We start from the raw sequence: 16,121 nt of genomic DNA, 5'->3' as shown, positions 1-16,121 counted from the left end.
AGAATGCCGGTCTCGAGCAGGAAGAGTGACCCATGGACGTTGTAGTTATCATCGGCGCGGGCGGTATCGGCGAGGCAATCGCACGCAGGCAGGGGTTCGGCCGCAAGCTGCTGCTGGCAGATTGCAACGCTACCGTCCTTGAAGCCGCCGCACAGCGCCTGACCGATGCCGGCTATCAGGTGCAAACGCAGCCGGTTGACACCACCATGCGCCAGTCTGTCGAAGCGCTGGCTACGCGTGCGGCCGCACTTGGCACGGTCGTTCAGGTCGTCAACACCGCTGGTGCATCACCCAACATGGCTGGGCCCGAGCGGGTGCTTGAAGTCGATCTTTATGGCTCGGCGCTGGTGTTCGAGGTGTTCGAAAGCGTGATTGCACCCGGCGGGGCGGGCTTGATCGTCTCGAGCATGGCGGGCCACATGCTGCCCCAGCTTCCAGCTGACCAGGAACAGGCACTGGCCTTCACGCCCGCCGATAAACTGCTTGCCTTGCCGTTCCTCGGGCGTGAGTTCGTGCCGGATTCGATGGTCGCCTATTGCCTGGCCAAGCGGGCCAACGCGCTGCGGGTACGGGCGGCGGCATTGTCATGGGGCAACCGGGGGGCGCGGGTCAATGCGGTCAGTCCCGGCATCGTGGTGACCCCGCTCGCGCGCCACGAACTCGCTTCCCCAATCGGTGATGGCTACCGGGCGATGGTCGATGCGTCGCCTGCAGGCCGGATGGCGCCGCCTGAGGAAATCGCTCTAGCCTGCGCATGGCTGCTTGGACCGGATGCCGGCTTCGTGACCGGCACCGATCTGCTGATCGACGGCGGCATCATTGCCGCGATGTTTGCGGGCAAGATCCGGCAGCCCGGCTAAGCCTTCTCAAGGAGTTGAACAATGCATAGTCGCACTCTGGGCCAATCTGGCCTCTCTGTTTCCGCCCTCGGCTATGGCTGCATGGGCATCGACTTCGGTTACAGCAGCAAGCTGTCTCGCGCTGATGGCATTGCCATGATCCGCGCCGCCGTTGAACGTGGCGTCACGTTCTTCGACACTGCCGAAGTCTACGGCCCATGGACAAACGAGGACATGGTCGGCGAAGCCCTTGAACCGTTCCGCGACGAGGTCGTGATCGCAACCAAGTTCGGCTTCAATATCGACCCCGACAGTGGCGCAATGCGCGGCGTGGATAGCCGCCCCGAACAGATCCGTCGCGTCTGCGAGGCTTCGCTCAAGCGTTTGCGCGTCGATGCGATCGATCTGTTCTACCAGCACCGCGTCGATCCCAAGGTGCCAATCGAGGACGTGGCGGGCACAGTGCGGGACCTGATCGCAGAGGGCAAGGTCAAGCACTTCGGCATGTCGGAGCCGGGCGCCGCCACGATACGGCGCGCCCACGCGGTGCAGCCCGTAGCGGCACTTCAGAACGAATACTCGCTGTGGACGCGGCAGGTGGAGACAAACGGTATTTTTGACGCCTGCCATGAACTCGGCATCGGCCTTGTGCCCTATTCGCCGCTCGGCAAGGGCTTCCTTGCTGGCGGTATCGCCAGCGCCGAGCAGGTGGCCGAAGGTGACTTCCGCGGCACCCTGCCGCGCTTTCAGGCCGAAGCTTTCGCTCACAACCTGAAGTTGCTGGACCTTGTGAAGAAAATCGCGGCTGACCGTGGCGCGACCCCTGCGCAGATCGCGCTCGCATGGCTCTTGGCCAAAGCACCCTTCATCGTGCCGATCCCTGGCACTACCAAGCTGCATCGGCTCGAGGAAAACCTTGGCGCAGCAGACATCGCCCTCTCGCCTAAGGATCTTGCCGAGATTGAAGCGCTCCTGGCGACCGTAAGCGTGGAAGGAGCGCGCTACACTCCTGCTGGTGAGGCAGCGACTGGTCTTTGACAGGCTCTGATTCTGGCAAGCAATTGGAAAGGCAGTAGCGACATGAGCACCATCGTGGTCAACGGTCAGCAGCGTAAGGTCAAGGCATCGCCTGACACCCCGCTCCTCTACGTCCTGCGCAATGAACTGGGCGTCATGGGGGTCAAATTTGGATGCGGACTTGCCCAGTGCGGCGCCTGTTCGGTCTTGCTGGGCGACGAGGAAGTGCGTGCTTGCGTGACCCCTATCTCGGCGCTGGAAGGCAAACCGGTGACCACCGTGGACGGTCTTCCCCAACGCTGGGCCAGCCAGAAGGGAAAGATGTCCGCAGGCACGCTTCATCCAGTGCAGCAAGCGTGGATCGACGAACAGGTGCCCCAGTGTGGGATCTGCCAGTTCGGCATGATGATCAAGGTCACCGAACTGCTCGAGGCCAATCCCAAGCCTACTGATCAGGACATTCGGGAAGCTTTGACCACGTCAGGCCCGTCGCCGCACCTGTGCCGCTGCGGCAGTTATGCCGCAATACTCGAAGGCGCTCACCGTGCGGCGAAGCTCATGATGCAGGGAGAGTCGGCATGATCCGTTCACCCTCGAAGTCCGAAGCGAAAATCATCTACGATATCAATGTCCACGGCGCCCGCTTGATGGGTGTCAGCCGGCGCGGGTTCCTCGCTGCAGGAGGCGCACTCGCTGCCGTCTTCGCGATGGGTGGTCGCAGTGCTGTTGCGCGGGTAAACGCCAGCAAAGCCAATTCACATGCTCATTCAGCCGCTACCGTCAATGGCTGGATCGAGATCCGTTCGGATAACACCGTCCTGTTGCGCACAGGAAAGTGCGATTTTGGGCAGAGCACGATCTACACCGCGTATCGCCAGATCGTAGCGGAGGAACTCTGCGTCCCTCTGGAAGCAATGACCGAGGTGGTCTCAGGCGACACTGACCGCACACCGGATGGGGGTGGCACATTCGGCCTGCTGCGCTACGGTCAGAACCTGCGCAAGGTCGCAGCATTGATGCGTGAGGCTTCGCTTGAGTTGGCGGCTAGGCGGCTCGCGGTGCCCCGCGCCAGCCTAACTGTTCGCGAAGGCGTAATCTCCGGCGCAACGAAAGCCATAAGCTATGGCGAACTGCTGGCGGGCGAAGACCTGCATCTGGTCATCCCGATTGCCGGCGACCTGACCATGCCGATGGGGCTGCGCGTGGATGCCGATCCGCCGCTGAAGCCGGTGAAGGACTACACCATCATCGGCAAGCCGGTGCTCAACCCTTCGATAGCGCCCAAGGTTGCAGGCAAGACGGTATGGGTGGGCGACGTGACACTGCCCGGAATGCTCCATGCACGCACGATCCATCCGGCTACGCTGGGATCGACGCTGATTGCGCCGGGTAAGCTCGATGGCAAACAGTTCCCCGGCGCACGACTGGTAAGCATCGACAACTTGCTTGCCGTTGTATCTCCGGACGAATGGGAGGCGGTTCAGGCTGCACAGTCGGTCGCAGACGGTAGCGAGTGGTCAAAGTGGGAAGGTCTTCCCGGCAACGAGCGCTTGACAGAACACTTGCGAAGGATTGCGACTGAAGACCCGACGCCAGCGCGCGAGGGCCGAGCAAACAAGGGCGAGGCTTCGTCGGTCAAGACTATGCGCGAACTTCGGGCAAGCTATCTGATGCCTTACCAGAAGCATGCTCCGATCAGCCCAATGGTCAGCCTTGCCGACTATCGCGAGGACGGCTCAGTATGGCTTCACACGCATAGCCAGAATCCCCAGCACTTGCGGCGAATGATCGCGCTGATGCTGGGAAGCGATGAAGAAAAGGTAGTGGTGCGCACCTATCCGGGCGCGGGGCATTATGGCCGCTCCAACGGCGGCAGCGCCGGAAGCGAGGACGAGGCGGTCGTTCTCTCGCGCGAATTGCGGCGACCAGTGCGAGTGCAATGGATGCGCGCCGACGACATGCAATGGTCGACGCAATCACCGGCGATGATCTCGGACATCCGCATCGCGCTCGATGACGCCGGAAGGATGGCAGCCTATGAAGCATCGCACATCGGACTCGGAATGCAGGATGATCGCCTTGTCGGCGCGTTGCTGGCGGGTCTGCCGGTCATCCCTGCACCCTCAGCTGAAACGACGTATGGCTTCCAGAGCACGGTGCTCAACGTCACCGACACCTGGGTCTACGGCGCAGTGCCTGCCGTGCATGAGCAGGCCAAGGGAGGCGCACACCCCGGCCAGAACGAAGCCTTAGGCGCTGCCGGCCTTCGCAGCCATTCCATGCGTACGCCAATCCAATTCCAGCAGAATTGCCCGCGTGAGATCGCGATAAGCGAAGCCGCGATGCTGGCCGGAAGGGATCCGCTCCAGTTCAGGCTCGACCATGTCACCGACCCGCGCTTCGTAGCTATCCTTGAGCGGTTGCGCAGCGAAGCGAAGTGGGAGAACCGGCCATCGCCCTCACCCCAAGCCAGAAGCAACGGCAGCGATCCGGTCAGGGGGCAAGGCGTTTCGATCATGCTGCGCGATAACGGCTACTGGGCCTGCGCTGCAAAGGTGACGGTCATTCCCGCAAGCGGCGAGGTCAAGGTCGAGCGCATGACGATCGTTGCCGACGTCGGCATCATTATCAACCCGCTCCAGTTGCGCCGACAGATCCAGGCCGGTTGCCTGATGGGTGTGAGCCAGGCACTGCACGAGGAGCTGACCTTCGATAAGGGTGCCGTGACGGCCAAGGATTGGACTGGCTATCCCATCCTCACCATGGCTGAGATGCCCGAACTGAAGGTTGTAATCACCGACAACCCCACCGTGGGCATTTACGGCCAAGGCTCAGAGAGCGCTAATGCCTTGGCCTCGCCTGCCATTGCGGCGGCAGTCATGGATGCGACTGGAAAGCCCATCAGGCGCATTCCTCTAAAGCCCGAATATGTTCGAGCGGCCATCAAGCTTCACGCTTGATAGCCAAGAAGCCCGGTGGACGCTAAGCCGGGTTTCGGACGCTGCAGATAATCGATTTCACCGAAAACAAGAGGCAAGTTTTGGGCCGAAGCTGACATTCCCGCGTTAGCCTGGAATGGCATGAGTTGGTCGGATGCGGCCGGAGGCTGAACGCCTTATCATGGGACATAGCGGACAGTAGCGAAGGCTAAGGGTAATGGCTGACGACGCCGAAACCCGCCATTCCTCAGAGCGAGTACACCCTTTCCTCTATCGCAAAGCCGGGCAACAAACCGAGTATGAGGGCTTGGGAAGTGCAAACGGATGTGAGTGACCATTCCTGCGACGAATAGTCAGGGGACGTCGCCGACCAACTGACGTTCTTCCGTTGGCCAATTCTGGCCATCGGAGAATGAACATGGAAATGCCTGAACCCCAACCCACATCCCCACGCGTCAGGCCTGGAACGCTGGGCGCGCCGTTGGCGCGAAGCGGGCCCTAAAGCCGAAGCAAATTTGGGAGATCCGCTTCTACCTCAATCAGCGTCATCGCTTACGAGATCGGGCCCTGTTCGACCTCGCAATCGACAGCAAGTTGCGTGGCTGTGATCTCGTGCAGATGAAAATCGGCGACATTGTCAGTGGCGGGCAGATCCGAACACGCGCCATCGTGATGCAGCAGAAGACTGGCCGACCTGTGCAGTTTGAATTGCTGCCTGACGCCCGAGCCAGTCTGTTGGCATGGCTTGAACGCCGTGGCGGCACGGTGGACGATTATGTCTTTCCAAGCCGGGTCGATCGCAACGGCCATCTCAGTACCCGCCAATATGCTCGGCTTGTCGATGAATGGGTGACCGGGGTGGGCCTGATGCGAAGCGAATATGGCACCCACTCGCTGCGCCGGACGAAGGCCTCGATCATCTACCGGGCGACAGGCAACCTGCGCGCCGTTCAGATTTTGCTCGGCCATAGCAAGATCGAGAATACGGTGCGCTATCTCGGGATCGATGTGGAAGACGCGCTTGCCCTTGCCGAGAATACCGAAATTTGACCAAGTAGCTCCTCGCTGCTGGCGAGGAGCTAACTTTTATGCCCTGCAACAAAACCACGTTCCAAGCGAACAGTTCGAATGGAGGGTTCTGGACTGCCCGCTGACACTTCCGTTTAGTTTGCCTCGCGAATGGACGAAGACTCAGACCCTGCCGTCAGGCGAAAGGTCAGATTGATGCGTTCCCCAATCGGTTTGGCGGTGCGCATGACGGCGTGCTGCCAATGGCGTTGCATTGTGCCAGCCATGATCAGCAAGCTTCCATGTTCCAGCGTGATGCGTTTCACCTGCGCATGATCGTCTTTGCGGCGCATGTGGAAAACCCGTTCCGCCCCGAAACTCAGCGAAGCGATCACAGGCGCAGGCCCCAGTTCCGGCTCATCATCCGCATGCCAGCCAATCGCGTCTTGGCCGTTACGGTACAGGTTCGCCAGCATCGAATTGAAACGCGCCGCGCAAATGGCCTCTACGCGCTCACGCAGATGCGCAACCACGCCGCTCCATGGATGCGGCACCAGCACATGGGCCAGCGTGGAATAGGTGTGGACCACCTCACTATGCCAACTGCTCAGGCGCGGCTGAGGAATGATCTGACCATGGATGTTGACGCTATGCTGCTCCCAAGGGATTTCGGCGCGCAGGGCGGAGAAAATCGCGTCGGGATGCAGGCCCAGATCGGGGCTGGGATGATAGATGACCCGCGCATCTGCCAAGGCAATCGGGCGGATTTCGTTGAACAGGTCCATGGTCAGTCATTCTGCCCGATGCAGGGTGTCGGCAAGGAAAGTGGCAAACGCTTCAACGCGGGGCAAGCTCGCGCGGTGGGAAGGACGCACCAACCACAAGGCGCCGCGTTCACAGTGCTGATCGGGCAGCAGCGCAACCAGCCGCCCATCTGCCAAAGCAGGCGCTGCGGCATAATCGGGCAATTGCGCCACGCCCATGCCTGCCTGCGCCGCCAGCACCACCGCCTCTCCATCGTTGAACACCGCGCCCGCGCCCAATTCGCGATCCATCTCGCGGCCATCGAATGACCAGCGCTCCAATTGTCCGGTGGAAGGGTAGCGAAAGCGGAGGCAGGCATGATGCGCCAGATCATCCGGAGCCAGCGGCGCGTCCCGGATAGCCAGATAGGCAGGCGCTGCGCACAGCACAAAACGGTGCGGCGCAAGGCGGCGCGCAATCAGCCCGCTGTCTTCCAATGTACCGGTGCGCACCGCCAGATCATAGCCGCCCTCGACCAGATCCACTTTGCGGTCATCCAGCCCGATATCCAGTTCGATCCCCGGAAAGCAGGCCACAAATTCCGCCAAATGAGGAATGATGACCATGCGCCCCAGCGTTGCGGGCAGGCTGACCCTGATCCGCCCCACTGGCGCACGGCGTTGCGCGGTCAGCACGCCTTCCATGTCGCGCAGATCATCCAGCAAGCGCTGGGCACGGGTATAAAGTTGTTCCCCCTCAAAGGTCATGCTGACGCGCCTTGTAGTGCGGATCAAGAGGCGGATCCTCAATCGCTCCTCCATGCGCCCCACCGCCTTGCCGATGGCCGAGGACGACATACCCAAGCGTCTGCCTGCGGCCGCAAAACCGCCGGTTTCCACCGTGGCGACGAAGGCTGACAAGCCTGAGAGCGATTCCAGATGAGCAATTGAGGACATATTGTCCACTGTAACCGGAAAATGTCCTGCATTCCATTGCAGACATGACGGATGCAAAGAGGGGCAACTTCATTTGAAAGGCCCCGATGATGCGCAGCCTCTTGTATATTGCAGCCGCTCTCTTGCCCGTCACAGCCATGGCGCAAACCAACGCGAAGCCCATTCCTGATGCACCCACCGCCGATCCGCAGCATTACACTGTCGAGTTCGAGAATGCCGATGTGCGTATCCTGCGGATCAAATATCCGGCGCATTCCAAGGGCAACATGCATGACCACCCCCATTCGGTGACGGTCATGCTGACGGGGGCAAGCTGCGCGGGACCAGGCCTGATGGCAAGAGCAACACTGCCGATTCAGTCAAAGGTTTGGCCATCTGGGAAGAGGCAGGGCCACACCAGATGGAAAACATTGGCGATGAAGATTTCGAAGCCGTCCGCATTGAATTGAAGCATTGATCTCATGCGCTTCCCGCTCTGGATGGCAGCCTTTGCCGTGACCATCACCACGCCCGCTTTTGCCAAGCCCGCTATCGAAGCTTTGGGCCGGGATTACGTTTTCCCGAACAAAATCGAGGGCATGCCGACCAGGCTCTCCGACTTCCCCGAACTGGCTATCAACAGCTTCACCACCAGTGACGGCGTGCGCATGACATGGTGGGAGGCCGGAACAGGGCGGCCCATCGTCATCATTCCCGGCTGGTCGTCCAATGGGGCGGAATATGTGAATGTGATGTGGCTACTGGCACGCAACCATCGCGTGCTGGTGCTGGATCCGCGCAATCAGGGCCTGTCTGGCCGCGTGGGCTATGGCACGCGGATTGCCCGCTATGCCGCCGATCTGCATGAATTTCGCGCGGCGGCGCAAGTGGGCGAGGCTGATTACGTGGGCCACTCGATGGGTGCCAGTGTAATCTGGAGCCACATCGACCTGTATGGCACGCAAGGCATGCGCAGGCTGGTCTTTATCGACGAAGGGATCTCCCTGATCGCCGGATCGGATTGGACCGACGAGCAACGCCGCGATGCAGGCGCGATTGCCGACAGCTATGATGGGTTCCGCGCCGCGCTGGCGCCAAAGACTGATGGCAGTGACCTGTTCACCCGTCTGATGCGGGATCGCACACCCTATTTCGAGAATTCACAGGGCTTTTCCGATGCCTTCATCCACAATGACATGGTGCACATGGGTCTGGTGATGCGCGACCATGCGGGCAACGATTGGCGCGACGTGATCTCTCATAAGATCGACCGTCCCACTGCCTTCTTTACCGGCGAATTGAGCGCCAATGTGGCCAGCCAGCACTGGGCTGCGCGCCAGATCCGGGATGCCCGCGTGTTTGTCTACACCGCCGCCGAACATGGCGATCACCTGCTGGCTTATAAAAACCCGGTCAAATTTGTGGCCGACCTGACTCAGTTTCTTGATCAATAAAGGAGCATCCCATGCCCGTCGTTCGCGTCAGTTGGTTTGAAGGCAAAGACACGGCCCAAAAGGCCAAGGTTGCTGCCGAAATTACCGACAGCATTGCCCGCAATACCGGCACGGATCCATCCTATGTCTATGTGATCTTTGAGGATGTGAAGCCTTCGGACTGGGCAGGAGCGGGGAAGCTGTATGCGCAGGAATAGCGCCATCGGCGTGGCAGCCTCGCTGGCGCTGGCTACCTCGGCTCATGCCGCCGATCCGGCGCCGTCCGCGTTTCAGGTCAAAGGGGTGGAATTGGCTAAGGATACCGAGGGTCTGCGCCTGTCCATGCAGCGCCAATATTGGCAGGATCCCTCACGCGAAGCCTTGGCCGACCGGGATTTCATGGCGTGGTTGCCCATCGATTTTCACGACGGGGTGATCGAGGCCGAGGTGAAGGCGAGCCTTGCTCCCGACGCGCCCGCATTTGCCCGCGGCTTTGTGGGGCTGGCGTTCCGCTATGATGGTGCGCGGTTTGAAAGTTTTTACCTGCGGCCAACCAATGGCGTGGCCGATGATCAGGTGCGGCGAAACCATGCGGTGCAATATGCGGCCTTTCCCGATTGGCGCTTTGACCGTCTGCGCCGCGAAAGCCCGGAGCGATACGAGACCGCCGCCGACATTGCGCCTGATCGCTGGGTGCACATGCGGATCGAGGTAACGGGGGCGCAGGCCAAGCTCTATCTCGATCACCGTGCCTCGCCGGTGTTGATCGTCAATGATCTGAAGCTGGGTGCGGATTTGCGTGGCGGCGTGGGTCTGTGGATCGAAACGGCCACCATCGCCCATTTCCGCAACATCAAGGTCATGCGCCAATGATCAAAAAGCTGGGGTTTGGCGGTGCGCCATTGGGCAACATGTTCGCTCCCATCGACGAGGCGACCGCCGACGCCACCATGCAGGCAGCGTGGCACAGCGGCGCACGGCATTTCGATACCGCGCCGGTCTATGGCGGCACGCTGGGCGAGCATCGCTTTGGTCGCTTCCTGCGCCAGATGCCCCGCGACGATTTCGTCATTTCCACCAAGGTCGGCCGATTGATGTGCCCCGGCCGGGAAAAATCAGCCGCGCCAAAGATCATCCACGGCCCCAGTTCGGACGAGGCGGGACTGTTCAAGGGCGGCCTGCCGTTCCACGCGCATGTCGACTATGGCTATGACGCTGCCATGCGCAGCTTTGAGGACTCGCTTCAGCGCCTTGGATTGGACCGGATCGACATCGTCTATGTGCATGATCTGGGCGCAGATCATCTGGGACCAGAGTGGGAAGAACATTGGCCGATCGCGATGAATGGAGCCTTCCGCGCCTTGCGGACGTTGCGCGATCAGGGCGTGATCCGCGCATGGGGCATGGGCAACAATGTGATCGAGCCATGTCTGCGCGCGCTGGAGCAGGCTGATCCTGATATCATCCACATTTCGGGACGTTATACATTGCTGGATCGTAGCGCGGAGGACCTGCTAGCCCAGTGCCTACGGCGTGGTGTGCCGGTGGTGCTGGGCGGGTGCTATAATTCCGGCATTCTGGCCGATGGGCCATATGACGATTACCGCCCCGCCAGTGCGCAGCGGATTGCGCAGCGCGATCGTCTGGCGCAGGTGTGTGCGCGTTATGGAGTCAGCCTGAAGGCCACCGCGTTACAGTTCTGCGCCCGCCACCTTGCGGTTCAGGCCATCGTGCCAGGGGCCAAATCGCCGCTCAAGGTGCGCGAAAATGCGCTGATGCTTCAGGACCCAATCCCGCCAGATCTTTGGACCGAGATTGAAAAGGGCGTGTCCTAAGCCGTGTAGGCTGGATTTCCAAAGGCAAATGTCGAAGAAAACCGCCATTCCCGGTGCGGCATTGAAACGGCGTGATCTGGTCGAACGCGACCGTAGGTGTTGAGCGGGTGAATGGCGGCTATCCCGATTTCGCGGACCATAAGCTGCCTTTCCGGTTCGTTCGCAACCTTTGACTTGATGAAGGGCGGGTAGAAGGTACGCCGACAAGCAGTAAGGATTCGAGCCTTTATTGGCCATCTTATCGCAACTGACAAAGCGGCTCTCTAGCCAGCGCTCGAGGCTGTTCGCTAGCTATTCTCAGGAAAAGCACACGGTCAGCTAGATGGGAGCGGTTTACTCCCTTCGCGTGATGCTTTTCCCAGGGGTAAATTGCAGCGACACGAGCCAGTATTCGGCAGCCAAGCAGGATTGATCGATGTCATCGTAAATCCTGCAAGCGATGCAACTGGCTAGACGATAGCGCACCTGAGGCCCGTTGTGCGGCACTACGCAGCGGAGCACTGGTCTCGGAACCGCCTCACTGCCTCCTGTAGGATGTTGGCGTCGATCTTCGCAAAACGAAGGGTAGACGAAATTGGCAAACAAGAAGTCCGCGCAGACCGCTAAGCGTCGTGCATACATCTACATGCGCTTGTCTGCCGACAAGGAGGGTGGTCAGCCGCAAAGCATTGACGCGCAGCGTCACGCGCTTCTGGAATACGCCAAGGCAAATGGCTTCGAGATCGTCGAAGAATTTGCTGACTCTGGCTATAGTGGGACGAACGACAAGCGTCCCCAGTTCAAGAAGATGATCAAGCTCGCGACTGACGAATCTCATCCTGTCGATGCTGTCCTGTTCTACATGTTCAACCGACTAGCCCGCGACATGCGCCTTTTCATTACCACCACTGGCGCTCTGGAAGATGCGGGTGTCCAACCCATTTCCATCACGGAAAATTTTGGAAACGGGCAGCACTCGAGGCTTGGCCGTAACATTGTCGCCGTGGTGGCCGAACAACAGTCTTACGACACCGCGATGATGACCCGCAAAAGTAGGCGCGAGAACGCCCGGCAGGGGTTCTACAATGGCGGACCGGTAGCCTTTGGCTATCGCTCCTACACGGCGCGCGTCGACGGTGAAAAGCAACGCAAGAAGCTGGAAATCATTCCGGAAGTGGCTGCTGTCGTGAAACAGATCTTCGACTGGGCTGAAGTGGGTCGCGGGGTTCGCTGGATTGCAAAAAACCTCAACCAATCCGGCGTTAAGTTTCGGGGTAAGAGGTTCAACAATGGCAATGTGTTCGGGATCTTGAAGCGGTCAATTTACACAGGCGTCTACCACGACATGACTGCTGACGACTATAACGTCAAACCGGACATTTCAGATGCAATCGCCGTTCCGGTCCCAGCAATTGTCACAGTCCAGCAGTTTGAAAGAGCGAGTGCAGCTAGCGCCGAGCGCAACCCCATGCGCTCGGCTCCACATGTCTCGGCTGGCACTACTCTGCTTACTGGCATTGTCAGATGCGGAATGCCTGGCTGCGGAGCAGGACTGACGATCAGGACCGGCAAGAGTGGGCAATATGCCTACTACGCATGCAACGATCGAGTGAACTGCGGGGGAAAATGCCCCTGCCCTTCAATCCGGAGAGAAAAGCTCGACGAGATCGTGATCTCGGCCCTCGAGAGTGAATTGCTTGCTCCAGAGCGGCTTCTGAATCTTCTTTCCGGCCTTCTGGATCAATCCGATCGCAAGCGTGAAAGCCTGCAGGCAAACCTGTCGTCTGCACGAGCGGAAAAGACCCGTCTTGATAAGGCCATGACAAATCTTCTCATGCTTGTGGAGAATGGGGTGATGACCCTTCGGGACCCGCAGCTGGCAGAACGCATCGCGACGAACCGGTCGGACCTCGCGCTTGTCGTTAGCCAGATAGACATTTTCGAAAGGCAACTCGCCCAAGGCAAGCGTCGTATTGACGAGGGCACTATCAAGCGCTTCGGCAAGTTGCTGTCGGCAAAACTGCGCGACAAGGACAACACCCTGCGGTCAGCTTACATCAAGATGTTTGTGGATGCGGTGACCATCTCGAGTGAAACAATCGTCATCTCAGGCCGAGTCTCAACCCTCGAAAGCGGGGTCTCGACTGGTCTACCGGTAAAACCGGGCATGGTGCCCAGCTTTGACCAGCAGTGGTGCCGCTTACGTGACTCGAACACGTGACCCCATCATTACGAATGATGTGCTCTACCAACTGAGCTAAAGCGGCGTGCCTCTTGGGCAGGGGCGCCGTTTAGCCAGCACCTGGGTGCTAGGCAACCCTTTTTCGCCGGTGCCGGATCGATTCAAGTTGCCCGGTCGGCGCTCCATTCGCTGACAGCCGAAACCATGGCGTTGGCGATGTGCGCAACATCCTCCTCGCTGGCGATGAGCGGGGGCGTGGTGTACAGGATATCGCGGAACGGACGAAGCCAGACACCACTTGAAATGCAGCTGGCGGACAGGCGATCGGCGGGCGCAGGACCATCCAGCTGGATCACGCCGATGGCACCGCGCACACGCACGTCCCTTACCCCAGGCAAAGCGCGGGCAGGTTCGAGCAACGTCTGGAGTTGCCGACCGATCGCGCTGGCTTGAGCCAGACGCGGCTCCTGTTCGAAAAGATCAAGCGAAGCATTGGCGGCAGCGCAACCCAGGGCATTGCCCATGTAGGTCGGCCCATGCATCAGCGCATGCATCGGATCGTCGGACAGGAAACCTTCGTGAATGCGCCGACTTGCGATCGTGGCGGCAAGCGGCAGGGTCCCGCCGGTCAAGGCCTTCGACAATGTGACAATGTCAGGCTGGACGCCGGCGATCTCACAGGCGAACATCGCATCGCCAAGTCGCCCGAGCCCCACGAAGATCTCATCGAAGATCAGCAGGAGTTCGTGCGCATCGGCAAGGCGACGCAGCACGTGCAATGTAAACGGATCGTGAAACACCATGCCGCCCGCGCCCTGCACCAAGGGCTCGACAACAATGCCGGCAAGATCATGACCATGACGATCGAGCAGTTCGCCAAGCGCAGCCTCTTCCGCAGGATTTGTTGGGAGGTTGACCACGATCTGATCGAGCAATGCCCCCTTGAACAGGCTGTGCATGCCTTCATCCGGATCGCAAACGCTCATCGTTGCAAAAGTGTCCCCGTGATAGCCGCCTTTGAAGCAGAGGAACTTCACTCGGCGCCGTCCGCGATTGAGCCAATATTGCGAAGCCATCTTCATTGCGACTTCGACTGCGACCGAGCCGGAATCGCTGAAGAAAACGTGGTCCAGATCGCCGGGCAGCAATGCAGCGAGCCGCCGCGCGAGGGTATAGGCCTGCTCGTGGGCCAGACCGCCGAGCATGACATGGGGCAGCGTTTCTAGCTGGCGGCGCACCGCTTCTTCGATGTGGGGATGGCGGTAGCCATGGACGCAGGCCCACCAGCTGGAAATGCCGTCTATCAGTTCCCTTCCGTCGGACAGACGAAGTCGAGTACCGGCCGCCGAAGCCACCGGAAGCGGCGCTCTGGCAGTTTGCATCTGGGTGTACGGGAGCCACACATGCTTCCGACCCGTGTCGAACCAGTCTGGGGCGGTCATGTGACTGTCCTTGTCCTCTTGAGTCTGTGCTGAGGGGCCGCTCGGAACGGCCAGCGTCCGATCGCCTCCCATGGCCCGCCCAGATAACGGTGCAGCGCCAGTCCGGCAAAGGCAAAGCGGGACGGCTCGAAATTGCTTGTCAGCAGCTTTTGCAATGCGCGCGCTTCGCCTTGCGAGACCTTGTTCTGGACGGTCACATGGAGACGGGGGCGATGGCTGTCCTGCAACGTCAGCATTCCATGAAAGTGCTCGGCAATCGCATCGCGCAAGGCGCTCATGGCAGGGCTTTCGATCAGGAACGCGGTGCCTGTGCCAAGATCCATGACCTGCCGCACCTGCGCATCGATCGGCGGCGTGGCGCTTGCCATCCGGGACAGCAGATCGCGCGCCTCCGCCTCTACCTGCGGGGCAGGGAATGGAACAACGTGACGTGCGCTGCGATCCAGTTGCGCTCTGCGGGAAAGTGGGCGCGGCGCAGACGGTCGAACCGGGCCTGCAAGTCTGGCGGCAGGGTAGCTGTCACCACCAGCGGAGCTGTTCGGGAAGAAGGCGAGACCACGTCGCCTGCCTGAGCAGCATTCGCAGCAATTTCAAGTGAATTGGAGAAGTGGGAACATTCGGCAAAGTCGAAACTGCGGCATGCGTCCGCTGCCCGGCACAGCCGGAATGTTCCCTGGATACTGGAGAAGCAAGCTCCTCCCGTGCCTCCGGTGTGTACACCTAAGCGATGTCACTTAAGAATGGAAGAACCCATGACTAACGCAAATCCTGCCGGAATGGCGCGGTATCACAGGTCGCCGCGTGCCTTCCGCAGGGCGAACCATTTGGCAACATTGGCATTATGCTGTTGCAAGGTGTCCGCAAAGACGTGACCGCCGGTCCCATCGGCAACCATGAATAAAGCATCCGTTTCGGCAGGATCCAGCACCGCAGCGATCGAATCGCGTCCAGGATTGGTGATCGGTCCCTTTGGCAGGCCTACCATCGTGTAGGTGTTGTACCCGTTCACCGCCTGGATTTCGGATTGGCGAATACGCCGGCCGAGCGGCTTGCCCTTCGTGATCGGGTAGATGATCGTCGGATCGGCCTGCAGCAACATGCCCTTGCGCAAACGGTTGGAGTAGAGCCCGGCAACCATGCGACGCTCTTCAGGCTTGCCGGTTTCCTTCTCGACGATCGAGGCGAGGATCAGGGCTTCCTGCGGCGTCTTGGCGACAGTCCGTGCAGTGCGCTTGGCCCAAAGCTCGGCCAGCGTCTTGTCCATTGCTGCTTGCATCCGCTTGAGCACTGCGGCGCGTGGTTCGCCCTTTTGCCAATCGTAGCTGTCCGGCAGGACCGAGCCTTCCTCGGGAGCGGAAATCTCGCCGGTCAGGTCCTTGTTGGCTGACAGGCGCTCTGCCACGAGGATCGACGGCATGCCTTCTGGAATGGTGATCAGGCGGCGGATGACCTTGTCACCCTTGAGGATTTCGAGAACCGTCGCTTCGCTGGCCCGCTTGGGGATCAGAAAAGAACCCGCCTTGATCTCAGTGCCGCCGCCGAGCAGCTTTGCCCGCAGCTTGAACAGCATGGCCGAACCGATCGCGCCTTGTGCCTGCAGATCATCGGCCAGCAGGCTCAGTCCCTCGCCTTCGCCGACATCGAATTCAAGCTGCTTCTCAAGCGGGCCGGACGCATACCAGCCGCCGACCAGCCACGCCGCAGCGGCCAGAAGGACGAAGGCTGCCGCAAATAGCGGCAGCCTTGATCGACGACGGCGGGCCATCGC

At 60.3% G+C, this 16,121-nt stretch carries 17 protein-coding genes, 1 tRNA gene and 1 pseudogene; 11 read left to right on the top strand and 8 right to left on the bottom strand.

The window, feature by feature from the left end; genetic code table 11:
- The first annotated feature begins 32 nt into the window (after window positions 1-32).
- From C7W88_RS09420 to C7W88_RS09400, 5 genes are all read left to right on the top strand, one after another.
- A complete protein-coding gene (locus C7W88_RS09420; RefSeq protein ID WP_118073341.1) occupies window positions 33-860 on the top strand; it encodes an SDR family oxidoreductase in 828 nt (275 codons plus the stop codon).
- Between the two features lie 21 nt (window positions 861-881).
- Window positions 882-1,877, top strand: coding sequence for an aldo/keto reductase (locus C7W88_RS09415; RefSeq protein WP_118073340.1), 996 nt, complete (start codon window positions 882-884; stop codon window positions 1,875-1,877).
- Window positions 1,878-1,919: 42 nt separating this feature from the next.
- Complete coding sequence (locus tag C7W88_RS09410; RefSeq protein ID WP_118073339.1) at window positions 1,920-2,438, top strand: (2Fe-2S)-binding protein; 519 nt, start codon at window positions 1,920-1,922, stop codon at window positions 2,436-2,438.
- Window positions 2,435-4,816 carry a molybdopterin cofactor-binding domain-containing protein gene (locus tag C7W88_RS09405; protein WP_118073338.1) on the top strand — a complete coding sequence of 794 codons (2,382 nt, stop codon included), beginning with the start codon at window positions 2,435-2,437 and terminating at the stop codon, window positions 4,814-4,816. Before C7W88_RS09410 ends, C7W88_RS09405 begins: the two co-directional genes overlap by 4 nt.
- Before the next feature lie 423 nt (window positions 4,817-5,239).
- Complete coding sequence (locus C7W88_RS09400; RefSeq protein WP_118073337.1) at window positions 5,240-5,845, top strand: tyrosine-type recombinase/integrase; 606 nt, start codon at window positions 5,240-5,242, stop codon at window positions 5,843-5,845.
- A 113-nt stretch (window positions 5,846-5,958) separates the two neighbouring features.
- On the opposite strand, the gene C7W88_RS09395 is transcribed toward C7W88_RS09400, so the two are convergent.
- The 3 genes and pseudogenes from C7W88_RS09395 to C7W88_RS24715 all read right to left on the bottom strand — a co-directional run.
- A complete protein-coding gene (locus tag C7W88_RS09395; RefSeq protein WP_118073336.1) occupies window positions 5,959-6,588 on the bottom strand; it encodes an alpha-ketoglutarate-dependent dioxygenase AlkB in 630 nt (209 codons plus the stop codon).
- 6 nt (window positions 6,589-6,594) lie between these two features.
- Window positions 6,595-7,314 (bottom strand): substrate binding domain-containing protein, encoded by a 720-nt coding sequence (locus C7W88_RS09390; RefSeq protein ID WP_240344508.1) that lies wholly within the window; start codon window positions 7,312-7,314, stop codon window positions 6,595-6,597.
- Between the two features lie 42 nt (window positions 7,315-7,356).
- A pseudogene (locus C7W88_RS24715) lies at window positions 7,357-7,503 on the bottom strand (LysR family transcriptional regulator); the annotation flags it as partial.
- A gap of 86 nt (window positions 7,504-7,589) precedes the next feature.
- Here C7W88_RS24715 and C7W88_RS09385 point away from each other — a divergent pair.
- The 6 genes from C7W88_RS09385 to C7W88_RS09360 all read left to right on the top strand — a co-directional run bounded on the left by C7W88_RS09385 (window position 7,590) and on the right by C7W88_RS09360 (window position 12,950).
- Window positions 7,590-7,952: a hypothetical protein gene (locus C7W88_RS09385; protein WP_118073334.1), complete on the top strand. Its 363-nt coding sequence runs from the start codon at window positions 7,590-7,592 to the stop codon at window positions 7,950-7,952.
- Window positions 7,953-7,982: 30 nt separating this feature from the next.
- Window positions 7,983-8,936, top strand: coding sequence for an alpha/beta fold hydrolase (locus tag C7W88_RS09380; protein ID WP_205525154.1), 954 nt, complete (start codon window positions 7,983-7,985; stop codon window positions 8,934-8,936).
- An 11-nt stretch (window positions 8,937-8,947) separates the two neighbouring features.
- A complete protein-coding gene (locus tag C7W88_RS09375; RefSeq protein WP_118073332.1) occupies window positions 8,948-9,133 on the top strand; it encodes a 4-oxalocrotonate tautomerase family protein in 186 nt (61 codons plus the stop codon).
- On the top strand, window positions 9,120-9,788 hold the full coding sequence (locus C7W88_RS09370; RefSeq protein ID WP_205525153.1) for a hypothetical protein: 669 nt from the start codon (window positions 9,120-9,122) through the stop codon (window positions 9,786-9,788). Before C7W88_RS09375 ends, C7W88_RS09370 begins: the two co-directional genes overlap by 14 nt.
- Window positions 9,785-10,750, top strand: coding sequence for an aldo/keto reductase (locus tag C7W88_RS09365; RefSeq protein WP_118073331.1), 966 nt, complete (start codon window positions 9,785-9,787; stop codon window positions 10,748-10,750). The genes C7W88_RS09370 and C7W88_RS09365 overlap by 4 nt, the downstream gene beginning before the upstream one ends.
- A 574-nt stretch (window positions 10,751-11,324) precedes the next feature.
- Complete coding sequence (locus tag C7W88_RS09360; protein ID WP_118073330.1) at window positions 11,325-12,950, top strand: recombinase family protein; 1,626 nt, start codon at window positions 11,325-11,327, stop codon at window positions 12,948-12,950.
- Here C7W88_RS09360 and C7W88_RS09355 read toward each other — a convergent pair.
- The 5 genes from C7W88_RS09355 to mltG all read right to left on the bottom strand — a co-directional run bounded on the left by C7W88_RS09355 (window position 12,921) and on the right by mltG (window position 16,118).
- Window positions 12,921-12,996 (bottom strand) — tRNA-Thr (locus C7W88_RS09355). The two genes, C7W88_RS09360 and C7W88_RS09355, sit on opposite strands and share 30 nt — an antisense overlap.
- A 76-nt stretch (window positions 12,997-13,072) precedes the next feature.
- A complete protein-coding gene (locus tag C7W88_RS09350; protein WP_118073329.1) occupies window positions 13,073-14,353 on the bottom strand; it encodes an adenosylmethionine--8-amino-7-oxononanoate transaminase in 1,281 nt (426 codons plus the stop codon).
- On the bottom strand, window positions 14,350-14,721 hold the full coding sequence (locus C7W88_RS09345; RefSeq protein WP_370073113.1) for a 2'-5' RNA ligase family protein: 372 nt from the start codon (window positions 14,719-14,721) through the stop codon (window positions 14,350-14,352). Before C7W88_RS09345 ends, C7W88_RS09350 begins: the two co-directional genes overlap by 4 nt.
- Window positions 14,722-14,750: 29 nt before the next feature.
- Window positions 14,751-14,912 (bottom strand): hypothetical protein, encoded by a 162-nt coding sequence (locus C7W88_RS24710; protein WP_370073112.1) that lies wholly within the window; start codon window positions 14,910-14,912, stop codon window positions 14,751-14,753.
- A gap of 228 nt (window positions 14,913-15,140) precedes the next feature.
- On the bottom strand, window positions 15,141-16,118 hold the full coding sequence (gene mltG / locus C7W88_RS09340; RefSeq protein WP_118073328.1) for an endolytic transglycosylase MltG: 978 nt from the start codon (window positions 16,116-16,118) through the stop codon (window positions 15,141-15,143).
- Window positions 16,119-16,121 lie beyond the last annotated feature (3 nt).

The organism is Novosphingobium sp. THN1 (genome assembly GCF_003454795.1).
Classification (GTDB): Bacteria; Pseudomonadota; Alphaproteobacteria; order Sphingomonadales; family Sphingomonadaceae; genus Novosphingobium.
The sequence above is the reverse complement of the archived record's forward strand: the minus strand, read 5'-3'. Positions and strand labels throughout refer to the sequence as shown.